Origin of the sequence: Pseudomonas sp. WS 5027, assembly GCF_012985695.1 — a bacterium.
GTDB classification, from domain to species: domain Bacteria; phylum Pseudomonadota; class Gammaproteobacteria; order Pseudomonadales; family Pseudomonadaceae; genus Aquipseudomonas; species Aquipseudomonas hygromyciniae.
Genome location: NZ_JAAQWU010000015.1, coordinates 92,835 through 109,637, shown reverse-complemented (window position 1 = coordinate 109,637; position 16,803 = coordinate 92,835). Strand labels below are relative to the sequence as shown.

The 16,803-nt window shown below is 61.3% G+C and carries 19 protein-coding genes; 12 read left to right on the top strand and 7 right to left on the bottom strand.

Annotated elements, in window-relative coordinates; all coding sequences use genetic code 11:
* Nucleotides 1-2: 2 nt before the first annotated feature.
* Nucleotides 3-902, bottom strand: a complete 900-nt coding sequence (locus HBO09_RS19040; RefSeq protein ID WP_169996221.1) for a TIGR01777 family oxidoreductase — start codon at nucleotides 900-902, stop codon at nucleotides 3-5.
* 197 nt (nucleotides 903-1,099) lie between these two features.
* On the opposite strand from HBO09_RS19040, the gene HBO09_RS19035 reads away from it, so the two are divergent.
* The 12 genes from HBO09_RS19035 (at nucleotide 1,100) to HBO09_RS18980 (ending at nucleotide 11,084) form a co-directional block, all read left to right on the top strand.
* On the top strand, nucleotides 1,100-2,086 hold the full coding sequence (locus HBO09_RS19035; protein WP_029295620.1) for an FAD-dependent oxidoreductase: 987 nt from the start codon (nucleotides 1,100-1,102) through the stop codon (nucleotides 2,084-2,086).
* Nucleotides 2,083-2,298 (top strand): TIGR02450 family Trp-rich protein, encoded by a 216-nt coding sequence (locus HBO09_RS19030; RefSeq protein ID WP_169996219.1) that lies wholly within the window; start codon nucleotides 2,083-2,085, stop codon nucleotides 2,296-2,298. Before HBO09_RS19035 ends, HBO09_RS19030 begins: the two co-directional genes overlap by 4 nt.
* A 101-nt stretch (nucleotides 2,299-2,399) precedes the next feature.
* Complete coding sequence (locus HBO09_RS19025) at nucleotides 2,400-3,371, top strand: DUF523 and DUF1722 domain-containing protein (protein ID WP_169996217.1); 972 nt, start codon at nucleotides 2,400-2,402, stop codon at nucleotides 3,369-3,371.
* Between the two features lie 3 nt (nucleotides 3,372-3,374).
* Nucleotides 3,375-4,310, top strand: a complete 936-nt coding sequence (locus HBO09_RS19020; protein ID WP_169996215.1) for a MerR family transcriptional regulator — start codon at nucleotides 3,375-3,377, stop codon at nucleotides 4,308-4,310.
* Nucleotides 4,311-5,756, top strand: a complete 1,446-nt coding sequence (gene phrB / locus HBO09_RS19015) for a deoxyribodipyrimidine photo-lyase (RefSeq protein ID WP_169996213.1) — start codon at nucleotides 4,311-4,313, stop codon at nucleotides 5,754-5,756.
* A complete protein-coding gene (locus tag HBO09_RS19010; RefSeq protein WP_169996211.1) occupies nucleotides 5,749-6,171 on the top strand; it encodes a nuclear transport factor 2 family protein in 423 nt (140 codons plus the stop codon). Before phrB ends, HBO09_RS19010 begins: the two co-directional genes overlap by 8 nt.
* Entirely contained in the window at nucleotides 6,168-6,950 is a 783-nt protein-coding gene (locus HBO09_RS19005) for an SDR family NAD(P)-dependent oxidoreductase (protein WP_169996209.1), read from the top strand. Before HBO09_RS19010 ends, HBO09_RS19005 begins: the two co-directional genes overlap by 4 nt.
* Entirely contained in the window at nucleotides 6,947-8,194 is a 1,248-nt protein-coding gene (locus HBO09_RS19000; protein WP_169996207.1) for an FAD-dependent oxidoreductase, read from the top strand. Before HBO09_RS19005 ends, HBO09_RS19000 begins: the two co-directional genes overlap by 4 nt.
* The gene (locus HBO09_RS18995; protein ID WP_169996204.1) at nucleotides 8,191-8,994 is read left to right on the top strand and encodes a DUF1365 domain-containing protein; all 804 of its coding nucleotides are present in this window, start codon (nucleotides 8,191-8,193) and stop codon (nucleotides 8,992-8,994) included. The genes HBO09_RS19000 and HBO09_RS18995 overlap by 4 nt, the downstream gene beginning before the upstream one ends.
* Nucleotides 8,981-10,252, top strand: a complete 1,272-nt coding sequence (locus HBO09_RS18990) for a cyclopropane-fatty-acyl-phospholipid synthase family protein (protein ID WP_169996202.1) — start codon at nucleotides 8,981-8,983, stop codon at nucleotides 10,250-10,252. Before HBO09_RS18995 ends, HBO09_RS18990 begins: the two co-directional genes overlap by 14 nt.
* Nucleotides 10,245-10,724, top strand: coding sequence for a DUF2878 domain-containing protein (locus tag HBO09_RS18985; RefSeq protein ID WP_169996200.1), 480 nt, complete (start codon nucleotides 10,245-10,247; stop codon nucleotides 10,722-10,724). The genes HBO09_RS18990 and HBO09_RS18985 overlap by 8 nt, the downstream gene beginning before the upstream one ends.
* Before the next feature lie 54 nt (nucleotides 10,725-10,778).
* Nucleotides 10,779-11,084: a YkgJ family cysteine cluster protein gene (locus HBO09_RS18980; RefSeq protein WP_169996198.1), complete on the top strand. Its 306-nt coding sequence runs from the start codon at nucleotides 10,779-10,781 to the stop codon at nucleotides 11,082-11,084.
* A gap of 168 nt (nucleotides 11,085-11,252) precedes the next feature.
* Here the strand turns inward: HBO09_RS18980 and HBO09_RS18975 are convergent, their stop codons facing one another.
* From HBO09_RS18975 to hemA, 6 genes are all read right to left on the bottom strand, one after another.
* Entirely contained in the window at nucleotides 11,253-11,771 is a 519-nt protein-coding gene (locus tag HBO09_RS18975) for an acyloxyacyl hydrolase (RefSeq protein WP_169996196.1), read from the bottom strand.
* 113 nt (nucleotides 11,772-11,884) lie between these two features.
* Nucleotides 11,885-12,679: a glutamate racemase gene (murI, locus tag HBO09_RS18970; RefSeq protein WP_169996194.1), complete on the bottom strand. Its 795-nt coding sequence runs from the start codon at nucleotides 12,677-12,679 to the stop codon at nucleotides 11,885-11,887.
* Complete coding sequence (locus tag HBO09_RS18965) at nucleotides 12,672-13,427, bottom strand: molybdopterin-synthase adenylyltransferase MoeB (protein ID WP_169996192.1); 756 nt, start codon at nucleotides 13,425-13,427, stop codon at nucleotides 12,672-12,674. Before HBO09_RS18965 ends, murI begins: the two co-directional genes overlap by 8 nt.
* Complete coding sequence (prmC, locus tag HBO09_RS18960) at nucleotides 13,421-14,251, bottom strand: peptide chain release factor N(5)-glutamine methyltransferase (protein WP_169996190.1); 831 nt, start codon at nucleotides 14,249-14,251, stop codon at nucleotides 13,421-13,423. Before prmC ends, HBO09_RS18965 begins: the two co-directional genes overlap by 7 nt.
* Nucleotides 14,252-15,334 (bottom strand): peptide chain release factor 1, encoded by a 1,083-nt coding sequence (gene prfA / locus HBO09_RS18955; RefSeq protein ID WP_169954857.1) that lies wholly within the window; start codon nucleotides 15,332-15,334, stop codon nucleotides 14,252-14,254.
* On the bottom strand, nucleotides 15,331-16,620 hold the full coding sequence (gene hemA / locus HBO09_RS18950; protein ID WP_169996188.1) for a glutamyl-tRNA reductase: 1,290 nt from the start codon (nucleotides 16,618-16,620) through the stop codon (nucleotides 15,331-15,333). The genes prfA and hemA overlap by 4 nt, the downstream gene beginning before the upstream one ends.
* Between the last annotated feature and the right edge of the window lie 183 nt (nucleotides 16,621-16,803).

Genomic DNA, 16,803 nt, shown 5'->3' with positions numbered 1-16,803 from the left:
CTCTAGAGGCGGCTGGACAAGTCGTCCAAAGCCGCGTGCAACTCAGTGAACTGAAAAGTGAAACCGGCAGCCAGCAGGCGCTCGGGGACTGCCTTCTGACCACCCAGCAGTAACCCGGACAGCTCGCCCAACCCCAACCGCAAGGCAAACGCCGGCATGGGCATGAACGCCGGGCGGTGCAGGACCTGGCCCAGGGCCTTGGCGAACTCGCGATTGCGCACCGGCTGGGGCGCGCAGGCATTATAAGGACCGCTTGCGTCAGGTTTGTGTAGAAGAAAATCAATCAGGGCGATTTGATCTTTGATATGCACCCACGGCATCCACTGCCGACCATTGCCGATAGGCCCGCCCAGCGCCAATTTGAAGGGCAACAACAGCCGCGACAAAAAGCCGCCCTCGGCAGCTAGCACCAGGCCAGTACGCACCAGTACCACCCGCAGGCCAAAGGCTTCGGCGCGCTGGGCGGTTTCTTCCCAGGCAATGCATAACTGGCTGGGGAAATCGTCCTGCACCGGGCCGCTGGCTTCGGTCAGCTCGCGCTCAGCGCCATCGCCGTACCAGCCCACCGCCGAGCCGCTGATCAATACCGCAGGTTTCACTGCCAGGCCCTCAAGCCAGGCCAGCAAGGTTTCCGTCAGGCTGATCCGGCTGCTCCACAGCAACGCCTTGCGTTTGTGGGTCCAGAGGCGATCGGCAATCGGCGCACCGGCCAGGTTGATAACAGCATCCACCGGCTGCGTTACATCCTGCAGACGGGCGACGCCACGCACTTGCGCACCGCACAACGTGGCGACCTGCGCGGGATTGCGGCTCCACACTGTCAACTGATGCCCCTGGGCGCTCCAATGTTGGCAGAGCTGGCGGCCGATCAGACCCGTACCGCCGGTCAGCAAAATGTGCATGAGATCTTCCTCCTGTAACGTTGGCCGGGCGTCGCTGGTCTATTTTATAAGCAGGGATCTTTTTTAATCGGCGCGACCTAGGTTTAACCATAGGTCACGCAACACATTCAGGCATGCCGAAACTTATACCAAAAAACAATATTGTACAGCTATTGGTGTCGGCGTAGTCTGTACCCAAAGGTAAAACGAGGCCTCCCATGACTGTTCCCATCGCGATCATCGGTACCGGCATCGCCGGACTTTCGGCCGCCCGAGCGTTAAAAGATGCCGGGCACGTTGTACAACTCTTCGATAAAAGCCGAGGCAGTGGCGGACGCATGTCCAGCAAGCGCAGCGAGGCCGGCGCACTGGACCTGGGCGCGCAATACTTCACCGCGCGCGACCGACGCTTCGTCAATGAAGTGCAACGCTGGCAAGCCAATGGCTGGGCTGCCGAATGGGAACCGCAGCTCTACAACTGCCAATCCGGCCAACTGAGCCCTTCTCCTGATGAACAGACCCGCTGGGTCGGCACCCCGCGCATGAGTGCCATCACCCGCGCCCTGCTCGATGACCTGCCGGTGGAGTTTGGCTGCCGTATCACCGAAGTGTTCCAGGGCCAGCAACACTGGAACCTGCTGGACGCCGACGGCGGCAATCATGGCCCCTTCAGCCACGTGATCATCGCCACCCCGGCGCACCAGGCCACTGCCCTACTGGCGGCAGCGCCGAAACTGGCGAGCACGGCCGCCGGGGTGAAAATGGACCCGACCTGGGCCATCGCCCTGGCCTTCGACACGCCGCTGGATACCCCGATGGAAGGCTGCTTTGTACAGGACAGCCCCCTGGACTGGCTGGCCCGCAACCGCAGCAAACCCGGACGCGATGCCACCCCCGACACCTGGATCCTGCATGCCAGCAGTGCCTGGAGCAAAAAGCACCTGGACCTGCCCAAGGAAGCCATTATCGAATTGCTGCACGGCGCCTTTGCCGAATTGCTGCACTGCAGCATGCCAGCGCCCTCCTTCAGCCTCGCCCATCGCTGGCTGTACGCCCGCCCGGCTGGCAGCCATGAATGGGGAGTGCTGGCAGACGCCGACCTGGGCCTGTACGTGTGCGGCGACTGGTGTCTGTCTGGAAGGGTCGAAGGCGCGTGGCTCAGCGGCCAGGAAGCGGCGCGGCGCCTGCTGGAACACCTGCAATGAACCGCATCAACCCGGCGAAATTGCTGCTCTCGAAATGGACAGCCACCCAGCCTCGGCACAAGGAAAAACATTTCCTGGTCACCGAATTGTTTCGCGATGACGAAGGCAGCGTGCTGGAGATTGAACTGCAAGCCGTCCTCACCCGCCGCGCAGAGCGCCTGGCCTGGCAAAGCCTGCAAGATGCCGAACGGTGGAAAATCGGCTGGAAGTAAAAACCTGTACAAATGATTTGACTTGTACAGCATCAGACCTATGATGAGATTTAGTTGTACAGAAATTAAAGTCTGTACAGGAATCTTGTAGAGGTTTTGCCATGTCCACCCCTGTGTCCGCCACCGGCAAGCCCAAGATTGGTATCAGCGCCTGCCTGCTTGGCGAGAACGTGCGCTTCAACGGCGGGCACAAGCAATCCCCCCTGTGCAGCCAGACACTCGGTGAATACTTTGACTTCGTGCCACTGTGCCCCGAAGTCGCCATCGGCCTGGGCATCCCCCGCGAGCCGATCCGCCTGGTAGGCGATCCGCAGCAACCGCAAGCCGTGGGCACCGTGCACCGTGAACTGAATGTGACCGCCCCGCTGGACGCTTATGGTCAACAAATGGCCGCCGAGCATACAGACCTGTGTGGCTATATCTTCATGCAGAAGTCGCCGTCCTGTGGCCTGGAACGGGTCAAGGTCTATCGCGACAACGGCACCCCGGTAGATGGCGGCGGGCGCGGTATCTATGCCCAGGCATTCTGTGCCCGCCACCCCAACCTGCCGGTGGAAGAAGATGGTCGCCTGCACGACCCGGTACTGCGCGAAAACTTCCTGACCCGGGTGTTTGTGTATGCCACCTGGCAGCAACTGCTGGCCGAGGGATTGACCCGTCACCGCCTGCTGGCCTTCCACTCGCGCTACAAATACCTGCTGATGGCCCATAGCCCGGCCCACTATAAGAGCCTCGGCCATCTGCTGGGCAGCATGGGCAAGGATTGCGACCTGCAAGACCTGGCTACCGGCTATTTCAGCGAACTGATGAGCGCACTGAAAAGGTGCGCGACCCGTGGCACCCATTCCAACGTGCTGCAACACATCAGCGGCTACCTCAAGCAAGCCCTCAGCGCCGACGACAAACAAGAAATGCAAACCCTGATCGGCCAATACCGTCACGGCATCGTGCCGCTGGTGGTACCGCTGACCTTGCTCAAACATCACTTTCGCCAACACCCGGACCGCTACATCGCGCAACAGGCCTACCTGCAGCCGCATCCGGAAAACCTCAGCCTGCGTAATGCGATCTAACCCATGAATGTTTCCTTGCAACACCCAACCCCACCCGTCGAAGACGTGGCCCTGGCCCTGGCACAAGGCTGGCTGCCGATTCGCGAAGTGGCGCGCCAGACCGGGGTCAACGCGGTGACCCTGCGCGCCTGGGAGCGGCGCTATGGCTTGATCGTGCCGCAGCGCACCCCCAAGGGCCACCGGCTGTTCAACGCCGAACATGTACAGCGCATCCAGACCATCCTGACCTGGCTCAACCGTGGCGTGCCGGTCAGCCAGGTCAAGCAATTGATCGACAACGCCCAGCCGGTGGAAGGCAGCGCCGAAAATGAATGGCAGAGTCTGCGCCAGACGCTGGTGCAGGCCATCGCTCAACTGGCCGAACGACGGGTGGATGATGTGTTCAACCAGGCCATGGCCCTTTACCCACCGCGCACCCTGTGCGAGCAACTGCTGTTGCCGCTGCTCAACGAGCTGGAACAGCGCTGGCAAGGGCAGTTCGGCGCACAGATGGAGCGGGTATTTTTTCACTCCTGGCTGCGCAGCAAATTTGGCGCGCGGATGTATCACAACAATCGCCAGCTCAATGGTCCGCCGCTGCTGCTGATCAATCATTCCGACCTGCCGCTGGAGCCGCACCTGTGGCTGAGCGCCTGGCTGGCCAGCAGCACCGATTGCCCGGTGGAGGTCTTCGACTGGCCGTTGCCCAGTGGCGAACTGGCCTTGGCCGTCGAACACTTGCAGCCCCGCGCCGTGCTGCTGTACTCAAGCAAGGCCATCAATCTGGCAGCCCTGCCGAAACTCTTGAGCGGCACCCGTTGCCCAGCTCTTATCGTCGGACCAACGGTGTGCATCCACCAGGCCGAGTTGGCGGTATTAACCCAAGACATTCCTCAGTTGTTACTGGCCGAAGACCCGTTGTCGGCCCATCAACTCTTGATCCAGCGTGGGCTTCTTTAAATGCACCTGATCTGGCTGCGCAGCGACCTGCGCCTGCATGACAACACCGCCCTTGCGGCCGCTTGCCAGCGTGGCCCGACGGCAGCGGTGTACCTGATCACGCCTGAGCAATGGCTAGCCCATGACGACGCACCGTGCAAAGTCGACTTCTGGCTGCGCAACCTCAAGTGCCTGAGCCAGGCTCTGGGTGAATTGAATATCCCGCTGCTGATCCGCCACGCGGATACGTGGGACCAAGTGCCACAGGTATTGGTTGAGTTATGCCAGGCCTTGTCGGTCCAGGCCGTGCACGTCAACGAAGAGTACGGGATCCACGAAAGCCGGCGTGACGCTGCCGTAGCCATGGCCCTGGAAGCACAAGGGCTGGGGTTTCACAGCTACCTGGACCAACTGCTGTTCCAGCCCGGCAGCGTGCTGACCAAGACGGGCACCTACTTCCAAGTGTTCAGCCAGTTTCGCAAGGTCTGCTACAACCGCCTGCACAGCGCCCTGCCACGTCGAGTGCCAACCCCCAAGGCCCAGGCCGCGCTGGCATTGGCCAGCGATGCCGTTCCCGAACAGGTCAAGGGTTTTGCCCCGCCCAGCGACACCCTGCGCGCACTTTGGCCGGCCGGTGAAGATGAGGCACAGCGGCGCCTTGAGCACTTTGCCGACGCGCAGATCAGCTACTACAAGGACGAACGCGACTTCCCGGCCAAACCCGGCACCAGTCAATTGTCCGCGTACCTTGCTGCTGGCGTGGTTTCGCCGCGCCAGTGCCTGCATGCCGCGCTACAAAGCAACCAAGGTGAATTCGAAAGCGGCGATATCGGCGCAATCACCTGGATCAACGAGCTGCTGTGGCGCGAGTTCTACAAACATATCCTGGTGGGCTACCCACGGGTGTCGCGCCATCGCGCGTTTCGCCCGGAAACCGAAGCCGTGGCTTGGCGCCATGCCCCCGCTGACCTAGCGGCCTGGCAAGAGGCGCGCACCGGCCTGCCGATCATCGACGCCGCGATGCGCCAACTGCTGGAAACCGGCTGGATGCATAACCGCCTGCGCATGGTGGTGGCGATGTTCCTGACCAAGAACCTTTTGATCGACTGGCGCGAAGGCGAGCGCTTTTTCATGCGGCACTTGATCGACGGCGATCTGGCGGCCAACAACGGCGGCTGGCAGTGGAGTTCGTCCACCGGCACTGATTCGGCGCCGTACTTCCGCATTTTCAGCCCGCTGAGCCAGTCTGAAAAATTCGACGGCGAAGGGCGCTTTATCAAGCAGTGGCTACCGCAGCTGGCGGGCTTGAACAAAAAGGAAGTGCACAACCCCGACGCTGTCGGCGGCCTGTTTGGCGTGGCCGACTACCCACGGCCCATCGTCGACCTGAAGCATTCCCGTGAGCGAGCGTTGGCGGCCTTTCGCGCCCTGCCTTCGCGCGAGGCGGTGGGAGGCGTGCATGAGTGACTTCCTGCGCCAGTTCGCCCAGTCCTTCGCCCGCCTGGACAAACACAACCTGCACCTGCTCGACAGCCTGTACAGCCAGGACATATCGTTTACCGATCCATTGCATCAGGTCCAAGGTATCGGCGCGCTGAAGGCGTACTTCGCCGAGCTTTACAGCAACGTCGAGCAACTGCATTTTGACTTCCACGCCTTCGACCACGTGGCCGATGGCGAGGGTTATCTGCGCTGGACCATGAGCTTCTGCCACCCGCGCCTGGCGGGCGGCCGACAGATTCAAGTGCAGGGCTGCTCCTACCTGCTATGGCACGACAAGGTTTACCGGCACCGCGATTACTTTGATGCCGGAGCGCTGCTTTACGAACACCTGCCGGTACTTGGCCGGCTGGTCCGTTGGTTGAAAGGGAGAATGGCATGAGCCTGAAATCGCCACGGCGTTATTGGCTGACAGGGGCAAGCAGTGGCATCGGTGCCGCACTGGCCGAAGAGTTGCTCGGCAGTGGTGCGCAGGTGGCGCTCAGTGCGCGCTCCAAGGCGCCGCTGGAACAACTTGCCCAACGTTACCCCGGGCAAGTGCTGGTGGTAGCCGGCGACTTGACCAACAGCCAGGTGGTACGGGAAATCGGCGAACAGATCGCGCAAACCTGGGGCGCCCTGGACACTGTGATCCTCAATGCCGGCACCTGCGAATATGTGGATGCCAAGCAGTTCGATGCCTCGATTATCGAACACGTGGTGCGCACCAACCTGTTGGCCAGCAGTTATTGCATCGAAGCCGCGCTGCCGCTGCTGCGTGCTGGGAAAACTCCGCACCTGGTGGGCGTCGCCAGTGCCGTCACCTACCTGCCGATGCCCCGGGCCGAAGCCTATGGCGCGTCCAAGGCCGGCCTGCGCTACTTGTTTGAATCCCTGCGCATCGACCTGTCGCCCGAAGGCATTGATGTCACGGTAGTCAGCCCCGGTTTCGTCGATACCCCACTGACCGAACGCAACGATTTCCCAATGCCTTTGAGCTGGCCGGCCGACAAAGCCGCACGGCATATTTTCAGCAAACTTGAAAAACGCCCGCTGGAGATCGCCTTCCCAGCCCTGTTTATCGCCACCCTGTGGCCGTTGTCGAAACTGCCGAACCGCGCGCAACTGATCATCGGCAAGCGCATGCTGCGCAGCCCGCCGCCGCACAAGGACGACCTGTGAAAGTCGCCATTATCGGCAGCGGTATTTCCGGGCTGACCAGCGCCTATCTGCTCAGCCGCCGCCATGACATCACGCTGTTCGAAGCCGCCGATAGGATTGGCGGCCATACCCACACGGTAGACGTGGTCGTCGATAGCAAACAGTACGCGGTGGACACCGGCTTTATCGTGTTCAACGACTGGACCTACCCCAACTTCATCCGCCTGCTGCAGCAAATCGGCGTGCCGTTCAAACCAACCCAAATGAGCTTCTCGGTCTGCGCCCCAGAGGAAAACGTCGAGTACAACGGCAACAACCTCAACAGCCTTTTCGCCCAGCGCAGCAATATCCTGTCCCCGAGTTTCTGGGCCATGTTGCGCGACATCCTGCGCTTCAACCGCCAGGCGCCCCTGGATTTGCAGGAGCAACGCATCAGCGCGCAGATGACCCTGGGTGAATACTTGCAGGCGGGCAATTATGGCCCGCGCTTTATCCGCCACTACATCGTGCCCATGGGCGCGGCGATCTGGTCGATGTCCCTGGCGGACATGCTGGCGTTTCCGCTGCAGTTCTTTGTGCGTTTCTTTAAGAACCACGGCTTGCTGTCGGTGAACAACCGGCCGCAATGGTGCGTGATCGAAGGCGGGTCCAGCCGTTATATCGAGCCACTGACCCATTCGTTTCGCCAACACATCCGCCTCAACTGCCCGGTACAGAAAGTCGAGCGCACGCCAGAAGGTGCAGTGATCCACAGTGCCGATGGCCGTGAGATCTTCGACAAAGTGATCTTCGCCTGTCACAGCGACCAGGCCCTGGCTTTGCTGGACGACCCCAGCCTGGCTGAACAGCAGATCCTTGGGGCGATAACCTACGCCGACAATGACGTGGTCCTGCACACCGACACCCGCTTGCTGCCCGATCGCCGCCTGGCCTGGGCCAGCTGGAACTATCGGCTGGACGCCAGCACGCACAAGCCGGCAGCCGTCACCTACGCCATGAACATTCTGCAAGGGATCGACAGCGACACCACCTTTTGTGTGAGCCTCAACCAGACAGCGATTATCAACCCGCTGAAAATCCTTGCCCGCTACACCTATGCCCATCCTCAATACAGCCTGGCGGCGGTAGCGGCGCAGGCACGCTGGGAAGAATTGCATGGCGCCCAGCACACCTATTATTGCGGCGCCTACTGGGCCAGCGGCTTTCATGAAGACGGCGTGGTCAGCGCTCTGCGCGTGGCCCAGGCGTTTGGGGAGACCCTGTGAACAGCGCCCTATACAGTGGCTGGATTGCCCACCGGCGATTCACCCCAAAGGGCCATGCCTTTCGCTATCGCATCGGCCTGCTATACCTGGACCTCAGCGAACAGGAACAGGTCCTGGGGCTATCACCATTGGCCGGCCATGGCCGCTTCGCGCCCTTTGCGTTTCGCCAGCAGGATTACCTGCGTGACTTGACCCGCGACGGCACCTGCTTGAGCGATGCCGTACGTCAACTGGTCGCTACGGCGCTGGGGCGTACCCCCCAAGGCAATATCTGCCTGCTGACCCAGGCCCGCAGCTGGGGCCTGGCGTTTAACCCGGTGAGTTTCTTCTACTGCTTCGAGAGCGACGGGCAACTGGCGGCGATTGTCTGTGAAGTGACCAACACCCCGTGGCGCGAGCGCTATCACTATGTGCTGCCAGCCCAGGCACGGGCTGGCGCCGAGCATCAGCATTTCGCGGTGGCCAAGGCCTTTCATGTTTCGCCGTTCCTGCCCAGGGATCTGGAGTACCGCATGAGCTTCAGCCCGCCCGGCCAGCGCCTGGGGGTGCATATGGCCGACTGGCAAGGCGAGACCAAGGTGTTCGACGCCACCTTGAACCTGCAACGCGAAGCCCTCGACCGCGCCAGCCTGCATCGCTACTTGCGGCGCTTTCCGTGGATGACCGCCAAGACCTGCCTGGCTATCTACTGGCAAGCCCTGCGCCTGCTACTTAAACGCACACCGATTTTTCCCCATCAGGCGGCCGATGACGCCTGTGCAATTGGGTATCCCAAGGATCGCCACCATGAAATCCCCTAGCTTATCGGTCAAATCCCACCGCCTGAACATCAACGGCCTGACCGGCGCGCTGTTGCGCAAGGCCGTGCTACGCCAACTCGGCAAACTGCGCCATGGCCAACTGGTGGTGATCGAAGACGGCGAACGCCAAGTGTTCGGTGCCCGCGAAGCGCATTTGTTGGGTGAGATCCAGATCCTCGACCCGGCAGTGTGGGGCCTGGTGGCTGCCAACGGCTCCATCGGCGCGGGGGAGGCGTTCATCCATGGTTTCTGGAGCAGCCCGGACCTGACTGCCGTGGTGCGCGTGATGGTCAGCAACCTTGATGTACTGGACGCCCTCGAGGGCGGCCTGGCCAAGCTGGCCCGCCCCTTCACCCAAGGCTTGCACTGGCTCAACCGCAATACCCGCAAAGGCTCGCAAAAAAACATCGCAGCCCACTATGACCTGGGTAACGACCTGTTCCAGGAGTTTCTCGACCCGACCATGATGTATTCGGCGGCGCAGTTCCTGACCACCGAAGATACGCTGGAGCAGGCACAACTCAACAAGCTGGAGCGCATCTGCCAGAAACTGGCACTCAAACCCTCGGACCATCTGCTGGAAATCGGCACCGGCTGGGGCAGCATGGCCCTGTACGCAGCACAGCAGTACGGTTGCCGGGTCACCACGACCACCTTGTCCAAAGAGCAATTTGCCTACACCGAACAACGTATCCAGGCCTTGGGTTTGCAGAATCAGGTGACGCTGCTGCTGCAGGACTACCGCGACCTGAGCGGGCAGTACGACAAGCTGGTGTCCATTGAAATGATCGAGGCCGTGGGCCATCGTTTCCTGCCCACCTACTTCAAGCAATGCGCGCACTTGCTCAAGAGCGACGGGCTGATGTTGCTGCAGGCCATCACCATCCGCGAACAACGCTATGAGCAGGCCAAGGGCAGCGTCGACTTTATCCAGCGCTACATCTTCCCCGGCGGCGCCCTGCCCTGTGTGCAGAAGATGTTGCAGATCGTCAGCCGCGACACCGATATGAACTTGCTGCACATGGAAGACTTCGGCCTGCATTACGCAAGAACCCTGCGTTTGTGGCATGAGAACTTTCGCCGCGCCCATGGCCGGCTGACGGAATTGGGCTACGACGAATACTTCCTGCGGTTGTGGGAGTTCTACCTGTGCTACTGCGAAGGCGGCTTTATGGAACGCACCATCGGCACCGCGCAATTGCTGCTGGCCAAGCCCTGCGCGGTGACACAACCGTTGCTCGGGCGTTTCAATGCTTAAAAACCTGGCCAATGCCGCATTGTTCCAGTGCGGCTGGTTTGCCTGTGTGATGGGTGGCGACAGCTTGTGGCTATTGCTCGGGCTGGCCGTGCTGGCAATCCACCTGCTGTGGATAACTTCGTGGGCCGTTGAAGGGCGGCTGATTTTGAGCGTGACCGTGCTCGGCACCCTGCTCGACACGCTATTGCGCACAGTAGGTGTGTTCGAGTTCAGCGAACCGGGCCCGTTGATTCCTTGGTGGTTGATCGTGCTGTGGGCGCTGCTGGCAACCACCTTGCGCCACTGCCTGGCCTGGAGCGCCCGGCCCTGGTGGCGCGCAAGCCTGCTGGGGGCTGCGGGAGGGTCGCTGTCGTACTACGCCGGCAGCCAGTTGGCAGGCGTGAGTTTCGGGTTTGCCACGGCGCCGACCCTGATGGCAATCGCACTGCTTTGGGCCGTGGTATTTCCTGGCCTGCACCGGCTCGCACGCTGACGTCCGTCAGAGCTTTCACACGCACCCGACCGGCTTGCCTTACACTGCGCGCCTATGACCACCATCCCCCACACCCAAATCACCGAACCCGCCGTCACCTGCTCCACGTGCGCAGCCTGCTGCTGCCAACTGGAAGTCATGCTGATCACCGACACCGGCGTGCCTGATCGCTTTATCGACACCGACGATTGGGGCGGCGAAGTCATGCTGCGCCTGGACGACGGCTGGTGCGCCGCGCTGGATCGCGACACGATGATGTGCACGATCTATGAAAAGCGACCGCTGATTTGCCGGGAATTCGAGATGGGCGCGCCGGAGTGCCTTGAAGAGCGCCAGGGGATTGCGACGGTCTACCGCTGATTCTGAAAACGGTGGTGGTCAAATGTGGGAGCGGGCTTGTGTAGGAGCTGGCTTGCCTGCGATAGCATCACTTCGGTTTGCCTGAAGCACCGAGTCGTCTGCATCGCGGGCAAGCCCGGCTCCCACACAAGCCCCCTCCTACATGGGGTCTGCAGTGCTTGGGGAATATCAGAGCGGCATCGTGTAGTTCAGCGAGTAACTCTCGATACCATCGTTGTGGCTGCTGATACCGGCGTTGGAATAGTGCGTGGCACGAATCCCCACCTGGTGCCCACCGGCAAAGCGCAAGCCAAAGCCCAGGCGATCTTCGAACTGGAAAGCCCCGCCAATGTTGTTGTCTTCCACCTTGGTGCGTGAGAACAGCGCCACGCCGATCCCCGCTTCGATATAGGGTTTCACCGACTCGCCGGCGAACTCATACACAAACACCGGCGAAAACGACAAGCTGCTGACACTGGCGCGCTCATCACCCTCCCAGAAGGTATAGGCGCCGCTCCAGTAACCGGTCAGGCGCCCGACATCGCTCTGCCACCAGCTCTTGTCCCAGTCAGATTGCAGGCCCAGACGATAGGTCATGGTCGAATCGCTTGTATGCCCCACCCCAAATTCCAGACCGGCAGCCTGGGAAGAAACAGAGTGCCCTACCAAAACGGCCGCAATCGCGGCCAAACAGAACAAGCGCTTCATAAGAAACATCCTTTCCAAACGAAGTTGTATGGTTTTGTATTGCTCATCAAGAGCTATAGAAATCACGGACAACGCAGAAGTTCAGCTGAAAAACCCGCCATTTCACGAATTTTTCACAGGGCGAAGCTTCGCACAACGCCGCTGAATTTCCATAGTGTGGGTAGGACATTTCTTAGGTGCTGCGGATCTCCGCTGGTCCAGAATTGCGTGGCCCGGGGATTGCCGTCGGCCAGCAGGTGGCGCTCGCCCAGCAGACGCTGCAACTGACGCGCCACTGCCGCACCGGTGTCGATCAGGATGATCGACGGTGGCAGTATCGTCGCCAGCAGTGGCTTGAGGAAAGGATAGTGGGTGCAACCGAGGATGATGGTGTCGCACCCTGCCTCGACCAGCGGCGCCACATACCCTTGTAGCATCTGGCGCAGCGCCGGGCTGTTCAGGTCGCCGGCTTCGATCAGTTCTACCAGCCCCGGGCAAGGTTGGGTAATCACCCGCACATCGGTGGCAAAGCGATCCAGCAACGCGGCGAACTTGGCGCTTTGCAAGGTGCCCGTGGTGGCCAGCACCCCGACCACACCGCTGCGCGTCGCGGCAGCCGCTGGCTTGACCGCCGGCTCCATGCCCACCAGTGGCCAATCCGGATAATCACTACGTAAATCCGCGACCGCCGCCACGGTTGCCGTGTTGCAGGCAATCACAAAGGCCTTGGCGCCCTGCTCGCGGAAAAATTCTGCAACCACTCGCGAACGTTCGAGAATGAATGCCGGGGTTTTCTCGCCGTAGGGGATATGCCCGCAATCCGCCACGTACAGCAGCGACTCGTGGGGTAATAAACGATGAATTTCGTCGAGCACCGACAGGCCGCCGACCCCGGAGTCGAATACACCAATCGGTGCATCCTTAACCATGCTGGCTACCGCAGACGCTACAACCGGGATCACGCTTGACCCGCAGCTCGCGAAAACGTGTGCCCAGGGCGTCGATCAGCAGCAGGCGGCCGACCAGGGGCTCGCCAAAACCGGCCAGCAGTTTCAGGGCTTCCAAGGCTTGCAGGCTGCCGACCAGGCCCACCAGCGGACCGGCGACGCCGGCTTCGCTGCAGGTCAGTTCGGTGTCGCTGCCGTGCCCGTATAAACAGTGGTAGCACGGGCTTTCCGGGCGCCGCGGGTCGAACACCGAGAGTTGGCCCTCCAGGCGAATCGCCGCACCGCTGACCAAGGGTTTGCCCGCTTCCACGCACGCCGCGTTCACCGCTTCGCGGGTGCTGAAGTTGTCGCAGCAATCGAGCACCAGGTCCACGCCGGCTACGGCAGCGGCCAACGAATCAACGTCCAGCGCCACGCGGTGGGCAATCAGCCGGATCTCGGGGTTGATCGCGCTCAAGCGGCGGATAGCCGAATCGACCTTGCTCAGGCCAACGCTGTCGGTGTCGTGGATGATCTGGCGTTGCAGGTTGGTCAGGTCGACGGTATCAAAGTCCGCCAGATGCAGTTCACCTACGCCGGCGGCGGCCAGGTACAGGGCCACCGGAGCACCGAGACCACCCAGACCGACGATCAATACACGGCTGTTTTTCAGGCGCAATTGGCCTTCGATATCGACCTGTTGCAACAGAATCTGTCGGCTATAGCGCAACAGCTCCTGATCGGTCAGCACGGCCGGCGTCCCAGGCTGATGCGCTCATGGCCGCCGAGGTCGATACGGCTGTGGACCTCGGCAAAACCTTGCGCCAGCAACAGGTCGCGCACCGCAGGTGCCTGGTCGTAGCCATGCTCGAGCAGCAACCAGCCACCGGCCTCCAGGTGCAGCGGCGCCTGGGCAATGATCTGCCGCAGGTCGTCCAGGCCATCGTGGCCTGCAACCAACGCGCTGGCCGGTTCGAAGCGCACATCGCCCGCCACCAGGTGCGGATCGCTGTCGGCAATATAGGGTGGGTTGCTGATGATCAGGTGATAGGTGTGATCTTTCAGGACGCTGAACCAATGGCTGTTAAGCACCGTGACGTTATTCAGGTGCAAGCGCTGGCGATTGCGCTCGGCCAGGGCCACGGCTTCGAGCACGCGATCCACCGCCGTTACGCGCCAGGTCGGGCGCTCGCTGGCCAGGGCCAGAGCGATGGCGCCGCTGCCGGTGCCCAGGTCGAGGACGTTGGCCGGGGTGGCGGGCAATAACTCCAGGGCCGCTTCCACCAGCAGTTCGGTGTCCGGACGCGGGATCAGCGTGTGTGGCGCGACTTCCAGGTCAAGCTTCCAGAAGCCTTGCTGGCCGAGGATATAGGCCACCGGCTCCCCGCCGCGGCGACGTTGCAGGTAGTCGGCAAAGCGCAGCGCGTCTTCACTGCTGACGATTTTTTCCGGCCAGGTGTGCAGGTAGCTGCGGGACTTGCCCAAGGCAGCCGCCAGCAACAACTCCGCATCCAGACGGGCGGTAGGCGAGTCGGGCAGCTCGGCGGCGCGCAACAAGCTGGCAATAATGGTCATTTATTCACCTATCGCGGCCAGTTGGTCGGCCTGGTATTCGGCGAGCAACGGCTCGATCACTGCGTCCACGCCACCGGCAAGGATTTCGTCCAGGGAATACAGGGTCAGGTTGACCCGATGGTCGGTGACCCGGCCCTGGGCGTAGTTATAGGTGCGAATGCGCTCGGAACGGTCACCCGAGCCCACCAGCAACTTGCGCTCGCTGGCAATCGCGTTGGCCGCGGCGCTGGTCTGCTGGTCGTTGAGCTTGGCCGACAGCCAGGACATGGCCCGCGCACGGTTCTTGTGCTGGGATCGCTCTTCCTGGCACTCCACCACAATACCGGACGGCAAGTGAGTGATGCGGATTGCCGAGTCGGTCTTGTTGACGTGCTGGCCACCGGCGCCGGACGAGCGATATGTATCGACACGCAAGTCCGCCGGGTTGATTTCGATGGCTTCCTGCTCGTCCGGCTCGGGCAATACCGCCACGGTGCAGGCCGAGGTGTGGATGCGGCCTTGGGACTCGGTGGCTGGAACGCGCTGTACGCGATGGGCGCCGGACTCGAACTTCAGCTTGCCATAGACGTTCTCGCCTTCGACCCGGGCGATGATTTCCTTGTAGCCGCCGTGCTCCCCTTCGTTCTCGGAGAGGATTTCCACACGCCAGCCGCGACGCTCGGCATAACGCGAATACATGCGGAACAGGTCGCCGGAGAAGATCGCCGCTTCGTCGCCGCCGGTACCGGCGCGGATTTCCAGGAAGACGTTGCGCCCGTCGTTAGGGTCCTTGGGCAGCAACATGCGTTGCAGGTCGCCTTCCAGTTCAACGAGCTTTTCCTTGGCTTCGCGGACTTCTTCCACGGCCATTTCACGCATGTCCGGGTCGCTGTCCTTGAGCAGCGCCTGGGCGCCTTCGAGGTCGGCCTGCACTTTGAGCAGTTGCGAATAGGTGGTCACGATCGGCTCAACTTCGGCGTATTCCTTGGAATAGGCACGGAACTTGGTTTGATCGGAAATAACCTCGCCGTCGCCGAGCAAGGCGGTCAGTTCTTCGAAACGGTCCTGGAGCACGTCCAGTTTATTGAGCAGTGACGCTTTCATTGCGGTTTTTTATCCGAAGAGCTGTCTGACGCGCCCTCACCGAGGGCAAAGAGTTCCTGGGCCATGGCCAGCGCATCGAGGCGGCCTTCGGCTGTCAGTTTTTTAAGCTGTACGCTGGGAGCATGCAACAGCTTGTTGGTGAGGCCACGGGCCAATTGCATCAAGATGTCTTCAGCGTTTCCACCGTTGGCCAGCAGGCGCTGGGCCTTGAGCAATTCCTCGTCACGCAAGCGCTCGCCCTGTTGGCGATAGGCCTTGAGTACATCCACGGCGGCCAGCTCGCGCAGGCGCACCATAAAATCATCGGCGCCGATCGCGACCATTTCCTCGGCGGCCTGGGCAGCACCCTGGCGGCTCTTGAGGTTTTCGGCGACCACTTCATGCAGGTCGTCGACGCTATAGAGGTAAACGTCGTCCAACTCGCCGACTTCCGGTTCGATATCCCGGGGAACGGCGATATCCACCATGAAAATCGGTTTGTGCTTGCGCAGCTTCAAGGCGCTTTCCACCGCACCCTTGCCCAGGATCGGCAACTGGCTGGCGGTGGAGCTGATCACGATATCGCTGCGCACCAGTTCGGCCGGGATATCAGCCAGCAATACCGCGTGGGCGCCGAACTCTTCGGCCAGGATGCTGGCGCGCTCCAGAGTACGGTTGGCCACTACGATACGCTTGACGCCCAGGTCATGCAGATGCCGGGCGACCAGGGTGATGGTCTCGCCCGCGCCGATCAGCAGGGCTTGGCTGCGCTGCAGGTCGCTGAAGATCTGCTTGGCCAGGCTGACGGCAGCAAATGCCACGGAGACCGGGTTTTCGCCAATCGCCGTATCGGTGCGTACCTGCTTGGCCGAATTGAAGGTGGCCTGGAACAAACGCCCCAGTAACGGCCCCACGGTCCCGGCTTCGCGGGCCACGGCGTAGGCCGACTTCATCTGGCCGAGGATTTGCGGTTCGCCCAACACCAGCGAATCAAGCCCGGATGCAACACGCATCATGTGACGAACTGCCGCATCATCTTCATGCACATAAGCACTGGCGCGCAGGTCATCCAGGCTCAAATGATGGTAATCAGCCAGCCAGCGCAGCACGACATCCGCCGAAAGATGTTCCTGCTCTATATAGAGCTCGCTGCGATTGCAGGTGGAAAGGATCGCAGCTTCGCGGCTGTCGGTGAGCCGGCACAGCTGCTGCAAAGCCTCAACCAATTGCTCCGGGGTAAACGCCACGCGCTCGCGGACGTCTACAGAAGCAGTCTTGTGGTTGATACCCAGAGCAAGGAAGGCCATTCAATATCGCTGATGATGTCGAGAAGCCGACAATTGTCCTACTTCGACTCATCCAGAACAACCACCGTCGTCTATTGTCCTAATGCCTTGCGTCTATAAAGGCCCTTTGTAGGAGCGCGCTTGCTCGCGAAAATCGTCAACGATAACGCTGGCACCCTGGGTAAACGCGGCGCCTTTGCGTTT

What these genes read in the sequence shown, in the direction of transcription:
- HBO09_RS19030 (WP_169996219.1), top strand. Translation starts at nt 2,083, where the DNA reads ATGAACCGCATCAACCCGGCGAAATTGCTGCTCTCGAAATGGACAGCC.
- phrB (WP_169996213.1), top strand. Translation starts at nt 4,311, where the DNA reads ATGCACCTGATCTGGCTGCGCAGCGACCTGCGCCTGCATGACAACACC.
- HBO09_RS18985 (WP_169996200.1), top strand. Translation starts at nt 10,245, where the DNA reads ATGCTTAAAAACCTGGCCAATGCCGCATTGTTCCAGTGCGGCTGGTTT.
- HBO09_RS18990 (WP_169996202.1), top strand. Translation starts at nt 8,981, where the DNA reads ATGAAATCCCCTAGCTTATCGGTCAAATCCCACCGCCTGAACATCAAC.
- HBO09_RS18975 (WP_169996196.1), bottom strand. Translation starts at nt 11,771, where the DNA reads ATGAAGCGCTTGTTCTGTTTGGCCGCGATTGCGGCCGTTTTGGTAGGG.
- HBO09_RS19025 (WP_169996217.1), top strand. Translation starts at nt 2,400, where the DNA reads ATGTCCACCCCTGTGTCCGCCACCGGCAAGCCCAAGATTGGTATCAGC.
- HBO09_RS19035 (WP_029295620.1), top strand. Translation starts at nt 1,100, where the DNA reads ATGACTGTTCCCATCGCGATCATCGGTACCGGCATCGCCGGACTTTCG.
- prmC (WP_169996190.1), bottom strand. Translation starts at nt 14,251, where the DNA reads ATGACCATTATTGCCAGCTTGTTGCGCGCCGCCGAGCTGCCCGACTCG.
- HBO09_RS18980 (WP_169996198.1), top strand. Translation starts at nt 10,779, where the DNA reads ATGACCACCATCCCCCACACCCAAATCACCGAACCCGCCGTCACCTGC.
- HBO09_RS19010 (WP_169996211.1), top strand. Translation starts at nt 5,749, where the DNA reads ATGAGTGACTTCCTGCGCCAGTTCGCCCAGTCCTTCGCCCGCCTGGAC.
- murI (WP_169996194.1), bottom strand. Translation starts at nt 12,679, where the DNA reads ATGGTTAAGGATGCACCGATTGGTGTATTCGACTCCGGGGTCGGCGGC.
- prfA (WP_169954857.1), bottom strand. Translation starts at nt 15,334, where the DNA reads ATGAAAGCGTCACTGCTCAATAAACTGGACGTGCTCCAGGACCGTTTC.
- HBO09_RS19040 (WP_169996221.1), bottom strand. Translation starts at nt 902, where the DNA reads ATGCACATTTTGCTGACCGGCGGTACGGGTCTGATCGGCCGCCAGCTC.
- HBO09_RS19005 (WP_169996209.1), top strand. Translation starts at nt 6,168, where the DNA reads ATGAGCCTGAAATCGCCACGGCGTTATTGGCTGACAGGGGCAAGCAGT.
- hemA (WP_169996188.1), bottom strand. Translation starts at nt 16,620, where the DNA reads ATGGCCTTCCTTGCTCTGGGTATCAACCACAAGACTGCTTCTGTAGAC.
- HBO09_RS19020 (WP_169996215.1), top strand. Translation starts at nt 3,375, where the DNA reads ATGAATGTTTCCTTGCAACACCCAACCCCACCCGTCGAAGACGTGGCC.